The organism is Paenibacillus sp. 2RAB27, assembly GCF_052115445.1.
In the GTDB taxonomy this organism is placed as follows: domain Bacteria; phylum Bacillota; class Bacilli; order Paenibacillales; family NBRC-103111; genus Paenibacillus_E.
The window spans coordinates 37,982-59,730 of the sequence record NZ_JBFRGR010000003.1 but is presented as its reverse complement, the minus strand read 5'-3'; the positions used below and the strand labels follow the sequence as shown (position 1 = coordinate 59,730).

Annotated in this window: 18 protein-coding genes and 1 riboswitch; of the genes, 5 read left to right on the top strand and 13 right to left on the bottom strand. The window is 46.4% G+C overall.

Features of this window, described 5'->3' with window-relative positions; translation table 11 throughout:
• Positions 1-205 precede the first annotated feature (205 nt).
• From AB4114_RS05540 to AB4114_RS05510, 7 genes are all read right to left on the bottom strand, one after another.
• A complete protein-coding gene (locus AB4114_RS05540; protein ID WP_441987527.1) occupies positions 206-913 on the bottom strand; it encodes a FadR/GntR family transcriptional regulator in 708 nt (235 codons plus the stop codon).
• Between the two features lie 13 nt (positions 914-926).
• Positions 927-1,667 carry a LutC/YkgG family protein gene (locus AB4114_RS05535; RefSeq protein WP_441987526.1) on the bottom strand — a complete coding sequence of 247 codons (741 nt, stop codon included), beginning with the start codon at positions 1,665-1,667 and terminating at the stop codon, positions 927-929.
• Positions 1,660-3,174: a LutB/LldF family L-lactate oxidation iron-sulfur protein gene (locus tag AB4114_RS05530; protein WP_173114571.1), complete on the bottom strand. Its 1,515-nt coding sequence runs from the start codon at positions 3,172-3,174 to the stop codon at positions 1,660-1,662. The genes AB4114_RS05535 and AB4114_RS05530 overlap by 8 nt, the downstream gene beginning before the upstream one ends.
• Entirely contained in the window at positions 3,171-3,899 is a 729-nt protein-coding gene (locus tag AB4114_RS05525; protein WP_056618519.1) for a (Fe-S)-binding protein, read from the bottom strand. The genes AB4114_RS05530 and AB4114_RS05525 overlap by 4 nt, the downstream gene beginning before the upstream one ends.
• A gap of 107 nt (positions 3,900-4,006) precedes the next feature.
• A complete protein-coding gene (locus AB4114_RS05520; RefSeq protein WP_056618562.1) occupies positions 4,007-4,189 on the bottom strand; it encodes a DUF4177 domain-containing protein in 183 nt (60 codons plus the stop codon).
• Positions 4,190-4,632: 443 nt separating this feature from the next.
• Positions 4,633-4,983, bottom strand: a complete 351-nt coding sequence (locus tag AB4114_RS05515; RefSeq protein WP_441987525.1) for a hypothetical protein — start codon at positions 4,981-4,983, stop codon at positions 4,633-4,635.
• Positions 4,984-4,997: 14 nt separating this feature from the next.
• A complete protein-coding gene (locus tag AB4114_RS05510; protein ID WP_441987524.1) occupies positions 4,998-5,864 on the bottom strand; it encodes a carbohydrate ABC transporter permease in 867 nt (288 codons plus the stop codon).
• 467 nt (positions 5,865-6,331) lie between these two features.
• Here AB4114_RS05510 and AB4114_RS05505 point away from each other — a divergent pair, with 467 nt between their 5' ends.
• The gene (locus AB4114_RS05505; RefSeq protein ID WP_441987523.1) at positions 6,332-7,231 is read left to right on the top strand and encodes a helix-turn-helix domain-containing protein; all 900 of its coding nucleotides are present in this window, start codon (positions 6,332-6,334) and stop codon (positions 7,229-7,231) included.
• Here AB4114_RS05505 and AB4114_RS05500 read toward each other — a convergent pair.
• The 6 genes from AB4114_RS05500 to AB4114_RS05475 form a co-directional block, all read right to left on the bottom strand.
• Positions 7,215-8,297 (bottom strand): Gfo/Idh/MocA family protein, encoded by a 1,083-nt coding sequence (locus AB4114_RS05500; protein WP_441987522.1) that lies wholly within the window; start codon positions 8,295-8,297, stop codon positions 7,215-7,217. The two genes, AB4114_RS05505 and AB4114_RS05500, sit on opposite strands and share 17 nt — an antisense overlap.
• 21 nt (positions 8,298-8,318) lie before the next feature.
• Positions 8,319-9,473: a Gfo/Idh/MocA family protein gene (locus AB4114_RS05495; RefSeq protein WP_441987521.1), complete on the bottom strand. Its 1,155-nt coding sequence runs from the start codon at positions 9,471-9,473 to the stop codon at positions 8,319-8,321.
• A 388-nt stretch (positions 9,474-9,861) separates the two neighbouring features.
• Positions 9,862-10,377, bottom strand: coding sequence for an NUDIX domain-containing protein (locus AB4114_RS05490; protein ID WP_441987520.1), 516 nt, complete (start codon positions 10,375-10,377; stop codon positions 9,862-9,864).
• Positions 10,378-10,514: 137 nt separating this feature from the next.
• Positions 10,515-11,762 carry a serine hydroxymethyltransferase gene (gene glyA, locus AB4114_RS05485; protein WP_441987519.1) on the bottom strand — a complete coding sequence of 416 codons (1,248 nt, stop codon included), beginning with the start codon at positions 11,760-11,762 and terminating at the stop codon, positions 10,515-10,517.
• 59 nt (positions 11,763-11,821) lie between these two features.
• Positions 11,822-14,110 (bottom strand): 5-methyltetrahydropteroyltriglutamate--homocysteine S-methyltransferase, encoded by a 2,289-nt coding sequence (gene metE / locus AB4114_RS05480; protein ID WP_441987518.1) that lies wholly within the window; start codon positions 14,108-14,110, stop codon positions 11,822-11,824.
• Positions 14,111-14,392: 282 nt separating this feature from the next.
• Positions 14,393-15,304, bottom strand: a complete 912-nt coding sequence (locus AB4114_RS05475) for a LysR family transcriptional regulator (protein ID WP_441987517.1) — start codon at positions 15,302-15,304, stop codon at positions 14,393-14,395.
• Positions 15,305-15,428: 124 nt separating this feature from the next.
• Positions 15,429-15,625, top strand: a riboswitch (cobalamin riboswitch).
• A 167-nt stretch (positions 15,626-15,792) separates the two neighbouring features.
• Between AB4114_RS05475 and AB4114_RS05470 the strand changes: the two genes are divergently transcribed.
• The 4 genes from AB4114_RS05470 to AB4114_RS05455 are packed head-to-tail and all read left to right on the top strand — an operon-like array spanning position 15,793 to position 21,675.
• Complete coding sequence (locus AB4114_RS05470) at positions 15,793-17,436, top strand: S-layer homology domain-containing protein (RefSeq protein WP_441987516.1); 1,644 nt, start codon at positions 15,793-15,795, stop codon at positions 17,434-17,436.
• Positions 17,436-18,335: a DUF4430 domain-containing protein gene (locus AB4114_RS05465; RefSeq protein ID WP_441987515.1), complete on the top strand. Its 900-nt coding sequence runs from the start codon at positions 17,436-17,438 to the stop codon at positions 18,333-18,335. Before AB4114_RS05470 ends, AB4114_RS05465 begins: the two co-directional genes overlap by 1 nt.
• Positions 18,332-19,222, top strand: a complete 891-nt coding sequence (locus AB4114_RS05460) for an energy-coupling factor transporter transmembrane component T (RefSeq protein WP_441987514.1) — start codon at positions 18,332-18,334, stop codon at positions 19,220-19,222. Before AB4114_RS05465 ends, AB4114_RS05460 begins: the two co-directional genes overlap by 4 nt.
• Complete coding sequence (locus tag AB4114_RS05455) at positions 19,195-21,675, top strand: ECF transporter S component (RefSeq protein WP_441987513.1); 2,481 nt, start codon at positions 19,195-19,197, stop codon at positions 21,673-21,675. The genes AB4114_RS05460 and AB4114_RS05455 overlap by 28 nt, the downstream gene beginning before the upstream one ends.
• Positions 21,676-21,749 lie beyond the last annotated feature (74 nt).

The following is a 21,749-nucleotide window of genomic DNA, read 5'->3' as shown; positions in this document are numbered from 1 at the left end:
TTAGTCGGTTTCATGGACTAACTCCACCTGCTGGGCCTCTGCTTCTCTCGCGTTAGTCGATTTTTTCGACTTACGCGATTGCGGGGGCCCAGTTTTCATCATGTTAGTCGGTTTTTTCGACTTACGCGACTGCACGCCCCCTTATATACCAAAAAGAGGCCCTCCCCCTCACCTCATCGAGTTGTGGGAAAGCCCCTCTGGCAATTCATATATATTTGATCAAAATACTTTCCACATGCTCCAGATGAACACGCATCGCCTCGGATGCCAGCAACGGATCTCCGCTGACGATCGCTTCATAGATGACTTTATGCTCCTTCAGAAGCTGAACCGCTACTTCCTGATTCGCATACAATTCTGCGCGTCGGATATCGCGAATCATCATTTCCATCGCGTTGCGGATCGAGTCGAAGGTTTGCTCCATAATGCTATTATGCGTCGCTTGAACGAGCAACTGATGGAATCCGAGGTCCGTTCTTTCCCCCTCCGCATCATTACCTACGGAGCTCCCCATGTCTTGCATGATGCGCTGCAACTGCGTTAAGTCCTCGGGCGTTCGTTTCCGTGCAGCAATCGAGGCAATCGAAACCTCCAACGATTGACGTACCTCCATGAGCTCCAGGAGCGTGGTTCGATTCATCCGCAGCGATGTCCACTCGGGCAAAGAAACCTCCGCTGGCGTCTGCCGGATAACACGGCAAGCACCGCCTTGCCGAATCTCAATGAGGCCCATCGCCTTCAAGGCGCTGAGAGCCTCACGCATCGTGGAACGGCCGACGCCGAAGCGCTCGGACAGCTCTTTGGTAGAAGGAAGCTTATCGCCCATCTTCAACTGACCCTGAATGATCATCTCTTTGATCTGCTGAGCGATCTCATCATAGTGATTCTGTTTCTGCAGCTTCGTAACTTCCATATGAATACCTCTTCTATCCGATAAGTAGCACGTGCACAATCCCTGGACCGTGAACACCAATCGTCAAATCGTTCTCAATATCCGCCGAGCGGCTTGGACCTGAGATGAAGTGAACGCCAGCAGGCAGATCTTTCCTTGCTATCTGATCGAGTGGGGCGAGAATTTCACCTAGTCTCGTTTTCAATCGTTCAATCGGCAGCAAGACGATCAGTGCTGTAGGGAGCAAGCTCACCGAGCGGCCCTTTTCTTTTGATGATAACACAGTTAGCGAGCCTGTGTAAGCCGCCGCATGATCGGCTAGGACAATCCCCAGATCGGCATTCGCTGCACTGGCCTTCCAGTTCGTATCGTCATCGGTGTTCCAAACCGAGAGGTTCACGCCTGGAAGAGCTTCGTCTAGTCCCAGCGCATGCAATTCCGCTTGATCCTGGTGGATAACTCGTTTGATACTTAACGTGCCCACGAGTTCCTGAATACTTGCCTTCGCCGCTTCCATCGAAGGTACTCGGACGACGTGCCCGCCTGCGGCATGGAAGTTCGCCGTGAAATTCTCAATGCGTTCTTCTGGAGACCAGTTGAACGCTTTCCAGCTATCCGAAGCCCCTTGAAAAGGATGGGCCGGCTTCTCGGTTACACGTGCACGCCCCAGCTTCTGGGCGATGCCCTGGATAAAACGCTCCTGCTGGGCCAGCGATTGCTGGTCAAGCTTCGTTAATTTCTCCTGCCACTCTGGCGTTATGTCGCGTTTAGCCATGATGATGTCCTCCCTTTTTGCCTCGTGCCGCCAGCGCTTCTGCTAACCTTGCTTGAATGGCAGGGTCTGCCTCTGTAAGCCCATGGCGAATTTCCTGCTCGAGTGTTTTCCAGCCATCTCTGAAGGATGCCTTCGGCAAACTTGGCGTCACGCGGTAGGAGTTCCACCCTTTGAGCGGTCCTACTTTCAGACGGATGCCGCCGTCACGAACGACGAGCTTTTGACCTATTCTGCCCAGCTTGAGCACGGCGTTCATACGCTTCGAGTTCCCCATCAAGGCAGCAAAGCCCTTCATCCCCGCGGCCTCGATTTTATCACCATGGCCGCTTTCGACCTTGCGGCGGCGCAGCGACACGAGCATGTCGTGCAGCGGGATCTTCACTGGGCATGCCTCATAGCAGGCACCGCAAAGACTTGAAGCATTGGCGATGTCGTCCCATTCCGCCACGTTTTTCTTGAGCGCTGGCGTAAGCACCGCGCCGATCGGGCCACTGTACGTGCCGCCGTAGGCATGACCGCCGATATGGCGGTACACTGGGCACGCATTCAAACATGCACCGCAGCGGATGCAGTTGAGCAGCTCTTGGAACTCAGGATCACCGAGTTGCTGCGAGCGCCCATTGTCAACGATGATGATGTGCATCTCTTCCGGTCCATCCGCATCTGCGTCTCTTCTTGGACCTGTGATGCCGGACATGTACACGGTCAGCTTTTGCCCTGTTGCTGAACGTGGGAGCAAGGTCGCCATGACCTCAAGATCCGCCCACGTCGGGATTATACGCTCCATCCCCATGAGAGTGATTTGCGTCTTGGGCACCGTTGTGACCATGCGGGCGTTGCCTTCATTTTCGAACAAGACCATCGATCCGCTCTCCGCAATGGCAAAATTACAGCCCGTCATCCCAATATCCGCTTCTAGGAATTTCTCTCTTAATTTCTTGCGAACGTAGCCAGCCAGAATCGTCGTGTCGGGAGCCAACGTCTCCCCAGCGTCTTTGGAGAGCAGGTCGGCGATTTGATATCTATTTTTATGAATCGCTGGAATAATGATATGGGATGGTGTTTCATCCGCCAGCTGAATGATGTACTCGCCTAGATCCGTCTCAATCGCCTCAACCCCAATGGAGGCCAGCGCCTTGTTCAAATGGAGCTCCTCGGTCACCATCGACTTGGATTTAACGACAGTTTTGGCTTGTTTGGCAGCCGCGATTTCCAAGGAAATTTGAACAGCCTCGACATCCGTATCGGCAAAATGCACATGAACCCCATTCGCTCTCGCATTGTTCGCAAACGTCGTTAAGTAATAATCCAAATGTGCGATCGTATGCAGCCGAATTTGTCTGCCGCGTTCGCGCCAATCGTCCCAATTGCCGTGATCAGCCGCTGCTTTCAGTTTGCCGCCGCGAAGCCGCTCTGTCGTGAACTTGACCGCTTTGCGCAGAAACTCGTCGTTCAGCGCGAGGTCTGCCCGCTCCTTAACTGTTGACTTACTCGTCGTGTGACTCATGCTCGCTTCACCCCTTCATATAGCAGCTCAGCCAGATGCATCACCCTCACCGGCTCATTCCGATAGCGCAAATTACCCGCAATATTCATCAAACAAGCCAAATCCAGACCGACCAACACCTCAGCCTCGGTTTCCTTCACATGATCGACCTTCTCCTGCACCATCGCACCAGAGATATCGGCCATCTTCACTGCAAAAGTTCCACCGAATCCACAGCAATCTTCTGCAAAAGGAAGCGGCACGAGCTCCAAATCTTTGACGCCTTGGAGGAGTGCAAGCGGCTCTGACTTCACACCGAGCAGCCTGCTTCCGTGACAGGACGGATGGTACGTTACTTTATGTGGAAACACAGCGCCCAAGTCTTCGATGTTTAGGACATTGACGAGGAACTGTGTAAATTCATACGTTTTGTTCTGAAGCTGCGTCGCTTTCTCCAACCACTCCGGTTCATCCTTAAATAAATTCGGATAGTGATGAATCATATACGTACATGAGCCCGATGGTGAAATCACAAAGTCACTATCATCAAATGCGGTAAGTATCGTCTTCGCTGTTGCTCGCGCCTCATCCCAGTAGCCGCTGTTATAGGCAGGCTGGCCGCAGCACGTTTGCACCGTCGGCAATTCTAACAGGACGCCATAATGCCCGAGCAGACGTGCGATTGCCTCGCCAACCTTCGGATATAGTGCATCACTTAGACACGTAATAAATAAGGAAACCTTCATAAGGAGAAGCCCCACTTTCTTTCGTTAACTTATCAGGTTGTCAGACAAGTTGAGTGTAGCATAAAACCCCTTGTCTTGAGAAGGGGGTTATTGCGGATAAATGAGCATTATCCAAGTTTCCGCTCAAAAATAATCTCATAGGCCATGGGCTTCCCATGACCGTTATAATTGGTTGGCAGTACCTGCACCAATCGCCATCCCTCTTGGGCGTGCTCATCAATGGTTTCGCGATGCTTCGCCGAACTGAAAAATCCACCTAGTGACGTCTCGACATACTTATATTCGTACATGGTAATCCCTCCCTCTAGTACCAATTATACTTGGAGTGTTTGTATAATTATACGTTGGTCCGGTTGACTGAGGTAGAGGAGGAGCGTGGTGTAGCGTAACTTAACTGGGCATTCAACTGGTTAGAGGGAACCTGAGTGCGCTAATTTGTCTAAACAAAGGGTTGGGAGCGCGGAGAGGAACGTCAGTGCACTATTCCCGCTCTACACGCGGTATTTCCTCCCAAAGTAGCAGAATAGCGCACCATCGTTCCCCTTCGAACCCAAAATGCACTAAAATCCCGAAATAGCGGATCCTCGTTCCTACTTTGGCTATTTAACACCATTATAAACTCACACCAGCAGCTCACTCTCTTCTGCACGCAAGCGAATATCACACCTCCAACACAATAGATGCGTCGTTGTTCACTCAATATCTCTGTGAAACTAGTGTAATAACTGGGAATTCAACCGGATACAGAAAACCTGAGTGCGCTAATTTGTTTATTATGAGGGGGTTGGAGCGCAAATGCGTTAGACGTGTTGGGGTGCTGGGGGGTTGGGTGCTGGTCTGTTGGGTTGTCGGTTTGTTGGCTTGTTGGTTGGCTATCATCCGTATCGCCCGAAAGGGCAGCATAGTTGCTCGTAATCTCTGTTTCCGCCATGAACGAGTTCGCAATGGTCAGCGCCATTGGGAACAGAAATCCCGCCATCAGGACGATGAGCACAGTGATGAGCACGATTCGTGCGGACTTCCGCCCTATGCGGACGGTAAGCGGCTTTAAGCGGCTTTCTTGCATGCAGGATCTCCTTTCCAAGCACCAATCCCCCGTTATCCGAGTGATTTGCTGATGCGTCTCTCCACCACGAATAGGGTCAAGACGAGTAAGACAATCACCACTGCCATTAGAAAAGCAGCAGAAGTAAGCTTCTGATAATCCAGCGATTTGAACATGTTGTTCATATAATGCTGCAGCATATAAATGTTTTCATCCGGGTAATTTCCGGCAATTAAGTAGGTTTCTCGGAACATTTTGAAAGAGTTAATAATGGACATGATGAAAACGAAGAAAGCGGTTGGCGTCACATATACCAAGGTAATCGATCGCCATTGCCGGAATTTGCCCGCTCCATCCATCGACGCTGCCTCGTAATAATCGCTTGGAATGTTCTGCAGACCTGCTAGAAAGAGGATCATATTGTAGCCGATGTTTTTCCACAGGTAGACGATAATCAACACATACAAGGAAGCTTTGCTCTCCATCCAGTCATGTGGACGAATTCCCCATCCCGCGAGCCATGCGTTGATGGTCCCATGAAGGTCGAACAGTGCATTCCATACCAGCACCACTGAGGCCACCGGCACAACAAGCGGACTCAAGAACGAAATTCGGAACGTTTGGCGCATCGGCAGCTTTCTATTGAGCAACATAGCCAATCCTAGTGCAATCAACATGTTAAGCGGTACACAGATCGCCATAAATAAACTTGTATTCACGGCTGCCCGGCGAAAAATGGGATTCCCCAGCAGCTCGCGATAATTCGCTATCCCCACAAATGAGCCATCCACAGGGCTGTCCATGAGCGAATAAGTAAACCCCATCCCAAAGGGTATCAAGAAAAACACGGCAAATCCGGCCAGACTTGGCCCTAGAAATAGAAGTGCTGTAAGACCCTCGTTGCCCCGTAACCATCTCATACAAAAGCGTTCCTCCTTCCCTCAGTTCACATTCTCTCATCTGAAAATTAGAAATGGATTAGAAGGTGGTCCCCCATTCCTTGCACGCTGCATCCCCAATTTGCCTCTCGCCGACAATAACTGTATAAAGTACATCTAATTTATTGAAATTTACCTAAAATTTTCAATTAGATGTAAAAAGTACAGCTAATATAGCCAAATTCCACTACGCCCTTCAAACTGAGCTCAATTAGCTGCAGGAAATACAGTTATTTCTTTTAAATGGGAAAAACGTGCAAGATTACCTGTAGAAAATACATTTATTTCGCGCGTTGATACGCCTTCAAAACAAAATAAACCCAAGACGGGTGTCTTGAGTTTTTCATAGAATTCACATAAGATGAACCTTGCCGATTATGGCGTCATTCCTGTATACTTTGGCTGTATCAATCGCCTGCAATCCTACCTGTGGAGAGGGAGTGACCCTGATGTCCTATGATCAAAATATCCGATTGCATGAAATCCAGCTTTATTTTGCCTATCAGAGAAGTACCATAGGAACCGAACAATATCAGGGTACGTTTCACGCCCATCAAGGTATTGAAGTCTTGATCATTCACGAGGGTCGTGGGACACTCATTGTTGATCAGAAGAGTTATGAAATCATACCTAATATGGTATGTGTATTTCAACCTTATCAGCTGCACCATATTCAAATGGATCCGGAGACGCCATTCGTGCGGTCTATTGTGCATTTTGAACCTTCCCTATACGAGCCCTACTTCGAGCCTTGGCCGCGATTGTTGGCTTTTTTCAAACATATGCATACCAGCACGCTGCACGTTCCTTGTCTTTACGACCTAGGTGAGGAGAACCAGTTTCATCTGCTTTTTCAAAGCCTTGCGGAGAAACTGCCGAAACTGAGCAAGCAAGATGAGCTAGAGGAGTACTCCCTCTTTCTCGTCGCTTTTTTCCGCAGCTTCATGCCGCTGTGGGAGCAGCACGATGGCCAGATCCATTCAGGCCCTACACGCAAATCCCATCAAGCCGAGCGCATCCTCAGTTGGCTGGAGGAACATTACACTGAGCCGCTTCGATTGGAGATGATGTCAGCTGATCTGCACCTGTCCCCCTTCCACTTGTCCCATCTGTTTACCGAATGCACGGGTACCAGCATTTCCGACTACGTGACCGCTCGGCGGTTGCAGCAAGCTGTGAAGCTGCTTACGTCAACAGATCAGGCGGTCTCTCGGATTGGCGAGGCGATTGGCGTGACGAATTGCTCTTATTTTTGCAAAATGTTCAAAAGTCATATCGGCATTACGCCTCACCAATATCGCAAACAACTACAGAAGCATCACGAGACAGCCCTTACTCGGCAGTCGTAATGATCATCGCATCGCGCTGTGCGATAAGGCACAGCTCTGCTGCTTTGAAGGCATGCTCCTGCGTCATCGCGACTTCCGTACGGTTCAAGCAATCCAAGATCAACTGACCAAAGTAAGGGTAACCGACTTGGCCACTGACGGCAAAATGCTGCTCCCCATCCTTGTTCACGAGGTACACATGATTACTCGACTGTTCTCTGGCGATATCCACATATTTGCGAAGCTCAATGTACCCATCACTGCCCAGAATCGTCATGCGGCCATCGCCCCATGTACTTAAACCGTCCGGCGTCATCCAATCTACTCGAAAATAACCCGTCGCCCCATTGTCTCCGACCAAAGTAGCGTCACCAAAATCCTCAAAGTTTGGATACTGCGGGTAATTATAGTTCGCGACTTTACTGTGCACAACCTTGGCATCTTTAGCTCCCGTAAAATACAGAAACTGTTCGATCTGATGACTCCCGATATCGCACAGAATACCACCGAATTTCTCCTTCTCAAAAAACCAATCCGGTCTGCTCGACAAACTAATGCGATGCGGCCCTAAACCAATGACTTGATGAACGCGACCAATCGCGCCTTGTTCGATTAATTGGCCAGCATAAATGGCACTTTCTACGTGCAGACGTTCGCTGTAATAGACGGCATATTTCTGTCCTGTTTCCGCAACCTTGGCACGAGCTGCTTCGAGCTGCTCCAGCGTCGTAAACGGTGCTTTATCCGTGAAATAATCTTTTCCGCTATCCATCACGCGCAGTCCGAGCGGTCCACGATCACAAGGAATGGCCGCAGCTGCCACAAGCTTTACCTCGGCATCGCCTAGAATCTCCTCCAACGAGCTTGCCGCACGCACACTTGGGTAGGTGCTCAGGAATTTATCCACTTTGGCCGGATCCGGATCGTACACCCATTTCAATTCCCCACCTGCTTCCCGCAAACCATTGCACATCCCATAAATATGCCCATGATCAAGCGCCGCAGCCGCAAAAATAAACTCCCCTGGCTGACAAACCGTGTTAAAACTTCCTTGTGGTGCGTAATTCATGCCGTCGCTTTTTTGCATTATCCTCAATCTCCTCTAAGGTTATTTAAACGTACTTCCCGTTGTAATCGTCTGTGGCGCGAAATTTTCGATCGACGTGTTCTTCTCGTAAAAATGGGTCGCCTTCGCCATTACACCGCTTCTCGTATAGAACGCGTCTTCCGCATCTAGCGGGAATTTCACTAGCTCGCCTGTGCTCGCTGATTTGTAAATCCCCGTAATAAGCTCCAACGTTTGACGACCGCTAATCCCATCAATCAGCACAGGGGCACCCGTTTCAATCGCGGTTAATACATTGTCGATTTGGCCGACATGTCCTTCATAGACCACTTCTGGCAGCGCATCGTATAAAGCTTGCAGCTCCTCCTCCAGCTCCGTATTCGGCTCTGGGAAGCCATTCGACGTCGAGTTCGACGCCTTCACCTTCCATGGCGCAGATACACGTGCTTTCGCACCTTGGAAAATCAACTGCTGCTCCTCGCCATGATGAACGACTGAGCTCGTGATTTGCCCTAAAGATCCGTTCGCGAAGCGAAGCATGCCGATCGAGAGATCCTCAACCTCGGCGTTATCGTGCGACACGTTGCTCATGAATGCTTGTACTTCCGTCGGACTGCCCATCATCCAAAGCAGAGCATCGATATGATGCACCGCGTGGTTCAACGTCGGGCCGCCGCCTTCTTTCTCCCACGTGCCACGCCACCAGAGATCATAATAGCAATGACCGCGCCACCAGAAGGAATCCACTTGGACGTGGACGACTTTACCCATAAGGCCGCTTTCCAGGACGGATTTCATTTTCATCATTGGCGTCTTGAAGCGGTTCTGTGCCACAACGGATAGAAGCTTACCCGTGCGCTTGGCAGCCGCATTCATCAAGTCGCATTCCTCGAGCGAGGATGCCATTGGCTTTTCCACCATCACATGTGAGCCTGCTTCTAGAAACTCAACCGTCAAGGACGCATGCGTGTACGGCGGTGTACAGATGGAGACGAGATCAATGTCCTCTTGCAGCAGCTCTTTGTAGTCTTTTACCGCTTTCGCTTCATTCAGCCCAAATTGATCAATGCGCTCCTGCGCTTTATCCTCATAAATATCGCTAATCGCGACAATTGTACACCGCTCCGGAAATTGCAAATACGCTTCAATATGCGCCTTCGAGATCGCGCCAGCACCGATAATTGCTACCTTCAGCATCTATATCATCTCCCTGACATTTGTTGCTCCTAGCATATCAAGAATGCGGTTACAATTGTGACGCTATCTTGTGCAAAAATACCGTTACTTTGCGGTTGGTGGTGCTGGATCATGTGATCTAAAGCCCTAGTTTCGAGTAGTTTGGGAGGTTGGAGGGGTTCGTACACCACAAATTTGATTAACTGGAAAATGTACAGCTATTTCCGGGGGATTTCCTCGATAACTCAATTTAACTGGAAAACATGTAGTTAAAACTGCCTTTTTTGTTGAGAGTGGGTAAAATGGTAAAAATTAACTACAGGTTCTCCATCTATTCTGCATTTGATCGGAAAACTCAAAGATTTAACAACAGAAAATCCATCTATTCAACATGTATTGATAAAGATTATCAATAATTTGTGTCAATCCGTGTTTTATATAAGCGATGATCCTTTATCCATTCGGAAACAATTAAATAAACATTGTCTTTCATCAAAGAACTGAATGTGGGGTCATTCATGATCTCAAACTGCTCCGGAATTGTATCTAACAGCATGACACCATTCGTTTCAAATCCAACCGGCAACTCCCTCAGAATACTTGCTTTTGAAATATATATATTTTTTACATATACGAGATGGTCCTTTTCAAAAATCAAATATTGACCAATCGGTTCAATTGAAGCGATTTCTCCTCCAGTTTCTTCATACATCTCCCTTAACGCAGTTTGTATAATAGACTCGCCATTCTCCCTAGTTCCTCCAGGTAATTCCCAGCCGCGAGAGTGATGTCTAACAAGAACTAACTTACCTTGATAGAAGGCGAAAATCAGGACACAGTTAGCTTCTTCAATTAAGCAGTCCTTTGATAATATTATTTTTTGATTTGGCAAAGCACCCGGAAACTCATGATTCACAATAATCACCAACTCGTTTCTTCTCTGACTTGGGCAAGGTCATGTTACACTCTGCTTTCTTGTTTTATTAAATATGCGTTTATCTATATATAAAAAAAGTATTTGATCCAAAGATCAAATACTTTTCCTAACTAAAATCAGTGAATTTAGTAGCTCAAGCCCGGATAAAGCGGGAATTGCGCAGTTAAATCTCTTACCATACCACGTACTTGTTCATGCACAGCTGCATCCGTTGGATTTTTCAAAGTCAAAGCAACGATTTTAGCAATAGTTTTCATCGCTGCTTGATCCATGCCACGGGCAGTAACAGAAGGAGTACCGATACGAACACCACTTGTAATCATCGGTTTAGCAGGATCAAAAGGAATCGCGTTTTTGTTAACCGTTACACCTACTTCATCCAACAAGTGTTCGGCTTCCTTACCGCTAATATTCAGGCTGCGAAGGTCGATAAGCATCAGATGGTTATCCGTACCTCCGGAAACAAGATCAACACCTTCTGCCAGAAGCTCTTCGGACAACGTTTTGGCATTTGTAACCACATTTTGAGCATACGTTTTAAAAGCTGGCTCGAGTGCTTCGCCGAATGCAACGGCTTTAGCAGCAATAATATGCATCAGTGGTCCGCCTTGCGTACCAGGGAATACCGCTTTATCAATCGCTGCCGCCCAAGGCTTGCGGCATAGGATCATACCGCCGCGGGGACCGCGAAGTGTTTTGTGCGTAGTAGTCGTAACAAAATGCGCGTGTGGAACTGGGCTCGGATGTAAGCCTGCCGCAACAAGTCCGGCGATATGCGCCATGTCCACGAAGAACAACGCGCCCACATCATTCGCGATAGATGCCAAAGCTTCAAAATCGATCGTGCGCGGATATGCGCTGGCACCAGCCACGAGCATGCGAGGCTTATGCTTGAATGCCAGTTTACGAACCTCGTTGTAATCAATATGCGAATCGCTTTCGCTAACGCCATAAGGAATAAAGTTATATAAGATACCGGATGCATTAACAGGGCTGCCATGCGTCAAGTGACCGCCATGCGCAAGGTTCATACCAAGAACTGTGTCCCCAGGCTGAAGCGCAGCCAAGTAAACTGCCATATTCGCTTGTGCGCCGGAATGCGGCTGTACGTTAACGTGCTCAGCGCCAAATAATTCTTTGGCACGATCACGCGCAATGTCCTCAACGATATCGACATGCTCGCAACCACCGTAGTAACGTTTACCTGGGTAGCCTTCCGCATATTTATTCGTTAAAACCGTCCCCATCGCTTGCAACACAGCTTCACTTACGAAATTCTCAGAAGCGATCAATTCAATTTTGTCGCGTTGACGGCCAAGCTCCAGATTCATCGCTTCAACAATTTTAGGGTCTTGTTTACGTAATTGCTCCACTTTAGCTAACTCCTTAGAATCGATTTGTTAGTCTTTCGTTCCAAAACGTTTCAAACGATTTAGATGAGAGCAGCATGCTTGTCACGAGCAATTTTCGTCGCATCTACCATGTTGCGCAAGGAAGCAACCGTCTCTTCAAGTCCACGCGTTTTCAAACCGCAATCCGGATTAATCCAGAATAGCTTAGGATCCAATACACGCAGGGCGCGTTCGATCATGGCCGTCATTTCCTCTACACTTKGCACACGTGGACTGTGAATATCGTATACGCCTAATCCAATCCCCAGCTTGTAGGTATTCAATTCGAAGCTATGAATTAATTCACCATGGCTACGTGATGTTTCGATTGAAATGACATCGGCATCCATCGCCTCAATCGAATCAATCATGTCATGAAATTCGCAATAGCACATATGCGTATGAATTTGTGTTGTGTCTTGTACGGTGCATGTTGCGATGCGGAACGCTTTCACTGCCCATGCCAGGTAACCGGCTTGTTCCTCTTCCTTCAGCGGCAAACCTTCACGAACGGCAGGCTCGTCAACTTGAATCATGCCAATACCAGCACTCTCAAGTGCCTCTACTTCTTGTCTAAGCGCATACGCAAGTTGGTAGGCGATATGTTCACGAGGAATGTCATCACGGACAAACGACCAGTTCATAATCGTGATCGGTCCCGTCAGCATGCCTTTAACAGGACGGCTTGTGCGTGACTGTGCATACTTGGTTTCTTCGACAGTCATTTCCCCAGTGAACGCTACATCTCCGAAAATAACCGGCGGTTTCACACAACGGGAACCGTACGATTGCACCCACCCGTTTTGCGTAAATGCAAAGCCTGCAAGTTTTTCACCGAAGAACTCGACCATATCGGTACGCTCAAATTCACCATGCACCAGAACGTCCAATTCGATTTCCTCTTGAAGCTTGATCCAGATATCAATTTGCTCGCGGATAAATGCAGCATATTGCTCATTATTCCACTCGCCTTTACGCCATAATTGACGCGCTTTACGAACTTCTGCAGACTGTGGGAAGCTACCGATAGTCGTTGTAGGGAAAAGAGGCAATTGCCATTTCGCTTGTTGTGCAACATGACGCTGGGCAAAAGGACGGGAACGTTCAGGCTGCTGAACACTTAGTGCAGCTACGGACTGCTGAATATCGCTGCGGTTACGCTCATCCGATTGTTGAAGTGCTTGGATGACGCGATCACTTTGTTCGATTTCTTCAAGTACTCCAGCTTTGCCCGAAGCGATTGCTTTCGTGATAAGAACAAGTTCATCCAGCTTTTCATCTGCATAGGCTAGTGCATTCTTCAGTTCAGAAGAAAGCTTCGTCTCTCTTTCAGTCGTTACTGGAACATGGAGTAAGCTGCTTGACGATTGAATAACAAGATTCTCCGTTGCAACGTGCTTAGTGAGCTCTTCCACCAGTTCGAGCTTCTCCCGAATCGATGCTTTCCAGATACCGCGACCGTCAATCACGCCCGCACCCAAAACTTTATCTGCTGGGAATCCTAGTGATTTAATGTTCTGTACGTTAGCGCCCAGACCATGAACGAAATCCAGACCAAATCCCTTGACCGGCAATGAGATGATGTCAGCATAGCGATCTACGGATTCAAAATACGTTTGAAGCATAATGTTTAGGTTTGGTACAGCTGCTGCGAAAGTTTCATATATGTTTTTAAGTCTCTCAATGTCTGCATCGCTTAACTTCGTTACGAGAATCGGCTCATCGATTTGTACCCATTGAACGCCTTCTGCTGCAAGCTCTTGAAGAATCTGTACATAAAGCGGGATCAATCGGCTCAACCAAGCGTCCGTTTCTGACTGACTGTACCCTTTGGATAGCTTCAAGAAAGTTAAAGGACCAACGATGACTGGCTTTCCTTCGATTCCGAGCTTTTCCTTCGCTTCCCGGTAAGCTGTTAATGGCTTGTTCTCCGTAATGACAGGTGAAGCTCCGTTCAGTTCAGGCACGATATAGTGATAATTGGTGTTGAACCACTTCGTCATTTCACTTGCTGTAGCATCTTTCGTTCCCCGTGCAACTCCGTAATAAACTGACAAGGGCACTGCGCCACCCTTGAAAGCAAAACGTTCTGGAATAATGCCAAACATAGCAGCTGTATCAAGAATATGATCATAATAGCTGAAATCGTTGACCGGAATAAGATCAATGCCTTTTTCCTTCTGCTTGCGCAAGTGATTTAGACGAATCTCCTGCAGTTGTAACTCAAACTCTGATTCTTCCAGCTTGCCTGCCCAGAAGGCTTCAAGTGATTTCTTCCATTCTCTGTCAGCACCAATACGCGGATATCCCAAACTACTACTTCTTACCATTTGACAAAACTCCTCTGCAATCATTTGTTACACCAAAGATATCACAGAGGATTAGTTATAACGTAACTGGAATTATCTATATCTAGATATAGCTTAAAGCTATATGAGAAACACTTCTATCGAAGTACTTCGAGGATGAGCGACCGCTATTCTCCCCCACAAAGTGAAGAGAAGCTTCGAAGTAAATTCCGAATACTTTGTGGGGACCCCGAGATAGGTAGTTTTTATCGCCAATAATAATTTGTTCTTCCGAGTACCGGAAAATTATAAATTCTTATGTGGTTAGAATGCCATGGGGACAATTGCCTGGTGGAGTGCTGCTACGTAAGCTGCACCAAGCTTAGATAGCGGAATATGGCTATGGGAAATCCACCCGACATTAATCATTTCGTCACAATCCAAAGGTACGGGAATTATCTCATTTCCATTCAAATCTGAGCTCAATACCCCGGTTGATATGGTGTAACCATTCAAACCGATTAATAAATTGAATAGTGTAGCCCGGTCATTCACACGGATGCTTTTCTGATGTGACATCGTACTGAGAATTTCTTCGGCAAAATGAAACGAATTGTACTCCCCTTGATCAAATGACAAATACGGATAGTTTTGAAGTTGGTCAATGGTCACGATGGATTGCTTCGCGAGGGGATTTTTAATGCTGATAAAAATATGCGGTTTGGCGATAAATAAACTGTTGAATTGCAGATTCCCGCTTTTAAGCAGCTTGTTTATAACCTTTCCATTAAATTCGTTCAAGTATAAGATGCCAATCTCACTCCGCAAGTTCTTTACATCTTCAATAATTTCATACGTTTTGGTTTCACGCAGTGCTAGCTCATATTCGTCCTGACCATATTCCGAAACCAGACTTACGAAAGCATTTACTGCAAAAGCATAATGCTGAGTCGAAACAGAAAAATGCTGCGATGAAGGCTTCGCATTCAAGTATCGGCTTTCCAATAACTCTGCCTGCTCGACGACCTGCCGCGCATAACTTAGAAATTCAACACCTTCCTTGGAAAGTGATATCCCTTTATTGGATCTTTCAAAGATGGCGATTTGAATTTCTTCTTCCAACTCCCGGATCGCATTTGAAAGGCTTGGTTGAGAAATGAACAGCCTTTTGGCAGCCTCATTAATAGATCCACGATTTGCAACCTCGATTACGTATTTTAATTGTTGTAACGTCATGGATATCCCTCCTCCGACTATAATCCGAACCAGCATCTTACTTGATTTTGAATATTGTAACACACTAAATAAGAACTAATCTTCCATAGACAAACAATTAAACTGACTATATGATTAGACTAATTAAATAATTGATAGTTAAGGTGCATGCTTATTAGGAATAAGTAATGCTTAATTGGGAAGTCTGGTGCAAATCCAGCACGGTCCCGCCACTGTAAATGAAGAGCGACTCTATGAATTGCCACTGGTATGACTATACCGGGAAGGTTAGAGAAGCGTTGACGCATGAGTCAGGAGACCAGCCTTAATGTGTATTCACAAACTCTACGGAAGATGGAGGGGGTGCTTTTTTTGTTGTCTACTACCAATACTGACATCACAGCCCTTGATTCTTTCAAATCAAKGGCTTTTTCTAATGCTCACTAGACCATTTCAAGGAGCAGTCCAATGGACTGCTCCCTATCATTTTTTTAACTAAGGAGGACAAAATGAAACTGTATCGTAGAATCTTCACCTTACTCATTGCTTTGTTCCTTTTTGCAAGCAGCGTAAGCATCGTTCACGTATTTGCGATGTCGAATACCGCTGTAGACGATGCTGTAAAGGATACAGGACAGTTTTTACTTGAAACTGTAAAGAAACCAGAAGTCGGCTCTGTCGGCGGTGAATGGGCCATTATTGGACTTGCTCGTTCCAACTATAACGTACCTCGGAGCTACTACGACGATTATTACAAAGGCGTTGAAACCTACGTCAAAGAATTGAAAGGCAATCTTCACGATAAAAAGTACACCGAATACTCGCGTTTGATTTTAGCCTTAACCGCAATTGGCGCAGATCCTACCCATGTTGCAGGCTATAATCTGCTTACGCCGCTCGGGGACTTCGATAAAACCATCTGGCAAGGAATCAACGGTCCAATATTTGCATTAATTTCCCTGGACAGTGGCAATTACAATATCCCGGTAAATCCAACCGCCAAAACGCAGGCTACTCGAGACATGTATATTGATGAAATCTTATCGAATCAGCTTCCCGATGGCGGATTTGCACTTTCAGGTGTGTCTGCAGATCCTGATATTACGGGTATGGCCTTACAGGCTCTAGCCAAATATCAAAATTACACGAAAGTAAAAACAGCTACGGAAAAGGCCATTAACCGTCTTTCCAAATTACAGGACAACGATGGCGGCTACGCAAGTTGGGGTGCGAAAACTTCGGAGAGCACCGTGCAGGTGCTGACGGCGCTGTGTGAGCTTGGTATTACTATTGAAGATAGTCGTTTTATTAAGAATGGTCATACCATTGTTGATGATTTACTATCCTTTTATTCAAAAGGACAGGGATTTAAGCATACTTCTGACGGCAGCGGTGTAACGGGGATGTCGACTGAGCAGGCATTTTATGGGCTAGTGAATGTGCAAAGAATCCTCGCGAATAAGAGCAGCTTATATCGAATGAACGATGTCAAACAAGCTACCTCAGCTACGCCTGACGACACTAACGGCTTAATGAACAAACACAAGGATATACAAGTTATGCCTGTTACCGATGCGAATAAGACTTTCTCTGATATCGCTAACCATACCAACAAAACAGCCATTGAATCCCTTGCATCTAGAGGAATTATTAACGGTATGACTGACACTGAATTCTCACCAAATCAAACAATGACGCGTGCCGAATTTGCGACCATAGTCACCAAAAGTCTAGGTCTACCTATGCAAAAGCAATCTAACTTCCATGATGTCGCTTCTACAGCCTGGTATGCGGACTATGTAGGCACAGCTTATTCTTATGGCATCGTAAGCGGAACGTCAGAGACCACTTTTACACCGAACAATACGATTACAAGGCAGGAAGCTGCTGTCATGATCGCCAATGCAGCTAAGCTCACTGGCATGGATACAAATTTGAACACAGTTGAAACGAGAGATATGTTAGCTCAATTTGGAGATTACATCCAAACAGCTGAGTGGTCGAGGGATGCGCTAGCTTTTAGCTATCGAGAAGGTATTCTATCGCAAGATATGCTGAATATTGAGCCCACTACAGCTGTCACCCGAGCTGAAATAGCCCAGATGCTCTACCGCTTACTCTCTGCCGCTAAACTTATTAAAGAGGCGAACTAATGCGATTAACGAAAAATAAAATAATTGCTGCGACGATCATAGTGATCGTCTTGGTGGCAGCTTTCTTCAGTAGCGGGATGCCGCGGCAGCAGGCAGATCCTACTTCTACTTCTGGACTTAGAATGAGTAGTCCCACAACGACGACCTCACCTTCAGTATCCAAACCTATGGAGCTAACGACACCTCCTGAAGAACTGAAAGATACTAAGTCTTCTGATCCCGCCGTGACGACGCCAAGCAACACCCCTGTACCTGCTCAACCTACGGAAGAACCCATGCCTATTGCGACTCAAGATGCTACACCGTTGAACAAGGAAACGCCCAAGCCAGCTACACCTGATGGAACCAAACCTACGCCAACCAAAGCGATGGAGCTTGACCCCAAGACAGGTAAAGACCAATACCTTACCGATCCTGTTCCTGAGGGGAAACCACTCCCTATCGAACCACAGAACACCAAAATTTCTGACAAGCAAATGACAGTGACGCTTTCGGTTAGCTGCCTAACGATTCTGGGCAATATGAAATTGCTTGATCCTGAAAAGGTTGAGCTTGTGCCGAAAGATGGCATTATTTTCAAATCACAACAGGTTACTTTTTATGAGGGAGAATCCGTATTTAATGTCTTACAAAGAGAGATGAAGAAGAATAAAATTCATATGGAATTTGTGAATACCCCTATTTACAATTCAGCCTATATTGAAGGTATCCATAATCTGTATGAATTTGATTGTGGGGAGCTATCCGGTTGGATGTATAAAGTGAACGGTTGGTTCCCTAACTATGGAGCAAGTCGGTATCCACTGAAACAAGGCGATGTCATTGAGTGGGTATACACGTGTGATTTAGGCCGTGACGTTGGGGATACGTATAATTCAACTGGCGGTGGCAAGCAATGAGGGATTCCTTTTCAAGCTACCACCCCCTGATTAACTTTTTGTATTTTACATTCGTCATCTTGTTCTCAATGATTTTCATGCATCCAGTAAGCCTAGTTATTTCCCTTAGCTTGGCCTTTGCCTATTCCATCTATCTGAACGGAAAGAAAGCAATCAAGTTCAACTTCGTCTATATGCTTCCTTTTCTTATCCTAACTGCGCTTATTAATCCTGCCTTTAATCACGAAGGGGTTACGATATTAACGTACTTGCATAACGGCAATCCGCTAACCCTGGAATCTATTACCTATGGTCTTGCAGCAGCAACTATGTTCATTTCCGTTATCTGTTGGTTTTCTTGTTATAACGCTGTTATGACATCGGATAAATTTATTTATTTGTTTGGAAAAATAATTCCAGCATTGTCGCTCATTTTTTCGATGGTGCTGCGTTTTGTACCCCGCTTTAAAGCTCAGATTACCATCGTTTCCAATGCACAAAAATGTATCGGTCGGGATATATCCACGGGTAGTCTCATTCGTAGAATCAAGCATGGTATTCGGATTCTATCTATCATGGTGACCTGGATGCTTGAGAATGCCATTGAAACCGCTGATTCGATGAAAAGCCGAGGGTACGGATTACAGGGAAGAACCGCATTTTCAATATTTACATGGGATAGCCGCGACAAAACTGCACTAATCGCTCTAGTTGTAAGCGGAGGTTATCTCCTGATAGGAGCTGTTACAAAGGCTATGTATTTCCGATACTTCCCTTCCATGCGAGGTGTAGGGCTTTCCATTTACAGTATCAGTGTCTTTACGACTTATGCATTCCTATGCGCAATACCGCTTATTATTAATATTTCGGAGGATATCAAATGGAAGTCTTTACAATCCGACAACTAACATTCTCCTATCCTGGATCCCCTGGGAATGCGTTACGTGACGTCACTTTGACTATAAAACAAGGCGAATTTATTACCATCTGTGGTAAGTCAGGTTGCGGCAAATCAACCCTCTTACGTCATTTGAAAACAGATCTTACACCGCACGGAGCACGAAGTGGCGAGATTTTATATGATGGGATGCCCCTTGAACATCTAGATCGACGTATACAAGTCGCTCAAATCGGCTATGTGCTGCAATCTCCAGACAATCAAATTGTGACAGACAAGGTCTGGCATGAGCTTGCCTTTGGACTTGAAAGTCTTGGATACAGTACACTAGAAATTCGTCGACGAGTTGCGGAAATGGCAAGCTTTTTCGGCATACAGGAATGGTTTCATAAATCGGTTACCGAACTATCAGGCGGTCAGAAACAGCTTCTGAATCTTGCTTCCATTATGACCATGCAGCCGAAAATATTGATATTGGATGAACCTACCAGCCAGCTTGATCCTATTGCTGCAGCGGAATTTCTAGCCGCCATTGGGAAAATCAACCGCGAACTTGGAGTCACAATTCTCATATCCGAGCATCGACTTGAGGAAGTCCTGCCGCTGTCAGATCGCGCTATTGTGATGGATAATGGTGAAATCCTCGTTTCTGGAACACCGAAGGAAGTCGGTGAACAACTTTGGGATATGCAGCACGACATGTTTTATGCGATGCCAACGCCCATGCGTGTCTATGCAAGAATTGAGAACCAGCTCCCTTGCCCCATTACAGTCCGTGAGGGAAGAGAATTCTTGCATGTACTTGCTCAGAATCAACCATTCACGAAAGACATACAAACTGCTGACATTCCAGTGCGAAGGGCAGAACCGGCGATTGAGCTAAACGGTGTATGGTTTAAATATGAAAAAATTTCACCAGATGTGGTGAAAGGCCTGAGCTTACGTGCATTTTCAGGTGAGATTTATGCGATTGTAGGCGGAAATGGTACGGGTAAAACAACCACCCTTTCTCTCATATCTGGACTTCGCAAACCTTATCGTGGAACTGTCCTGATGAATGGGAAACCCATTGACAAGTATTCGGACAGTGAGAAATTCAATGGACTCCTTGGCGTTCTTCCTCAAAATCCACAAGCGCTTTTTGTACAAAAAACAGTTAAAGCTGATCTTTTGGAGATGCTATCCGGCAGCAAGCTGGATATGGCGTATAGGCAACAATGTGTGGATGAAGTTTCGGAGTTATGTATGTTACAACAACTTCTCGACCGACATCCTTATGATTTGTCTGGAGGGGAGCAACAACGTGCCGCTCTTGCTAAGATCTTACTTCTTCAGCCTTCCATTCTTCTGTTGGACGAGCCGACGAAAGGTCTAGACGCACATTATAAATTGATATTTGCCGAAATTTTAACCAATTTAAAACAACAAGGAACGACCATTGTTATGGTCAGTCATGATATCGAGTTTTGCGCTAGCTTTGCTGACAGGTGTGCAATGTTCTTTGACGGGGCGATCGTATCCGAGGGCAATCCCCAGGAATTCTTTGCTGGAAATAGCTTTTATACGACATCTGCAAGCCGAATGGCCAGGGATTTGATTCCAAAGGCCACAACGACCAATGACATCATTAAAGCCTTTAATGGCAATGAAGAAATGCAGAATGTTGATACGAAACCAAAGGTGAACATACCTCCATCGTTTCGTAAACATAGCCATAGTTCAACCGTATCCGTCCCTAATGAGCAAACACCAGTCGAACTCAGAAGTCTCTCCAAACGCACATTGACTGCCGTGCTCATGATTCTTTTATTAATTCCGTTAACCATTTGGTTTGGTATTTATTATCTCGACGATCGAAAATACTACTTTATTAGCATGCTTATCATTTTGGAAACCCTGCTGCCGTTTATGATGATTTTCGAGGGACGAAAGCCGCTGGCAAGAGAGCTTGTGGTCATATCCGTGCTATGTGCGATTGGCGTAACTGGCAGAATGGCTTTCTTCATGGTGCCTCAATTTAAACCCGTTGTTGCGATTGTTATTCTTTCCGGCATCGCATTAGGGGCTGAAACCGGCTTTCTAGTCGGTGCAGTCACAGGTTTTGTATCGAATTACTTTTTTGGTCAAGGGCCTTGGACACCCTGGCAGATGTTCGCTTTCGGGATCATTGGATTTCTTGCTGGAGCACTGTTCAAAAAAGGCATTTTACGCAGAAATAGAATTGCTCTTTGTCTATTTGGAGGATCAGCGACATTTCTCATATATGGAATCATCATGAATTTCTCATCCGTCGTGATGACAGGATCCAAACCCACAATTGGCGCAGTTATACTTGCGTGTATCCGAGGAGTTCCCTTCGATTTGATTCATGCCATAGCAACTGTCATATTCCTGTATTTCCTAGCAAGGCCTATGCTTGAAAAATTAGATCGAGTTAAAGAGAAGTATGGGTTGGTTTCGTGAAAGAAAAACAGCACCTCATTGGTTAGTATCTAACCTTTGGGGTGCTGTTTGTTATGTCCAAATGCGCAATTGCA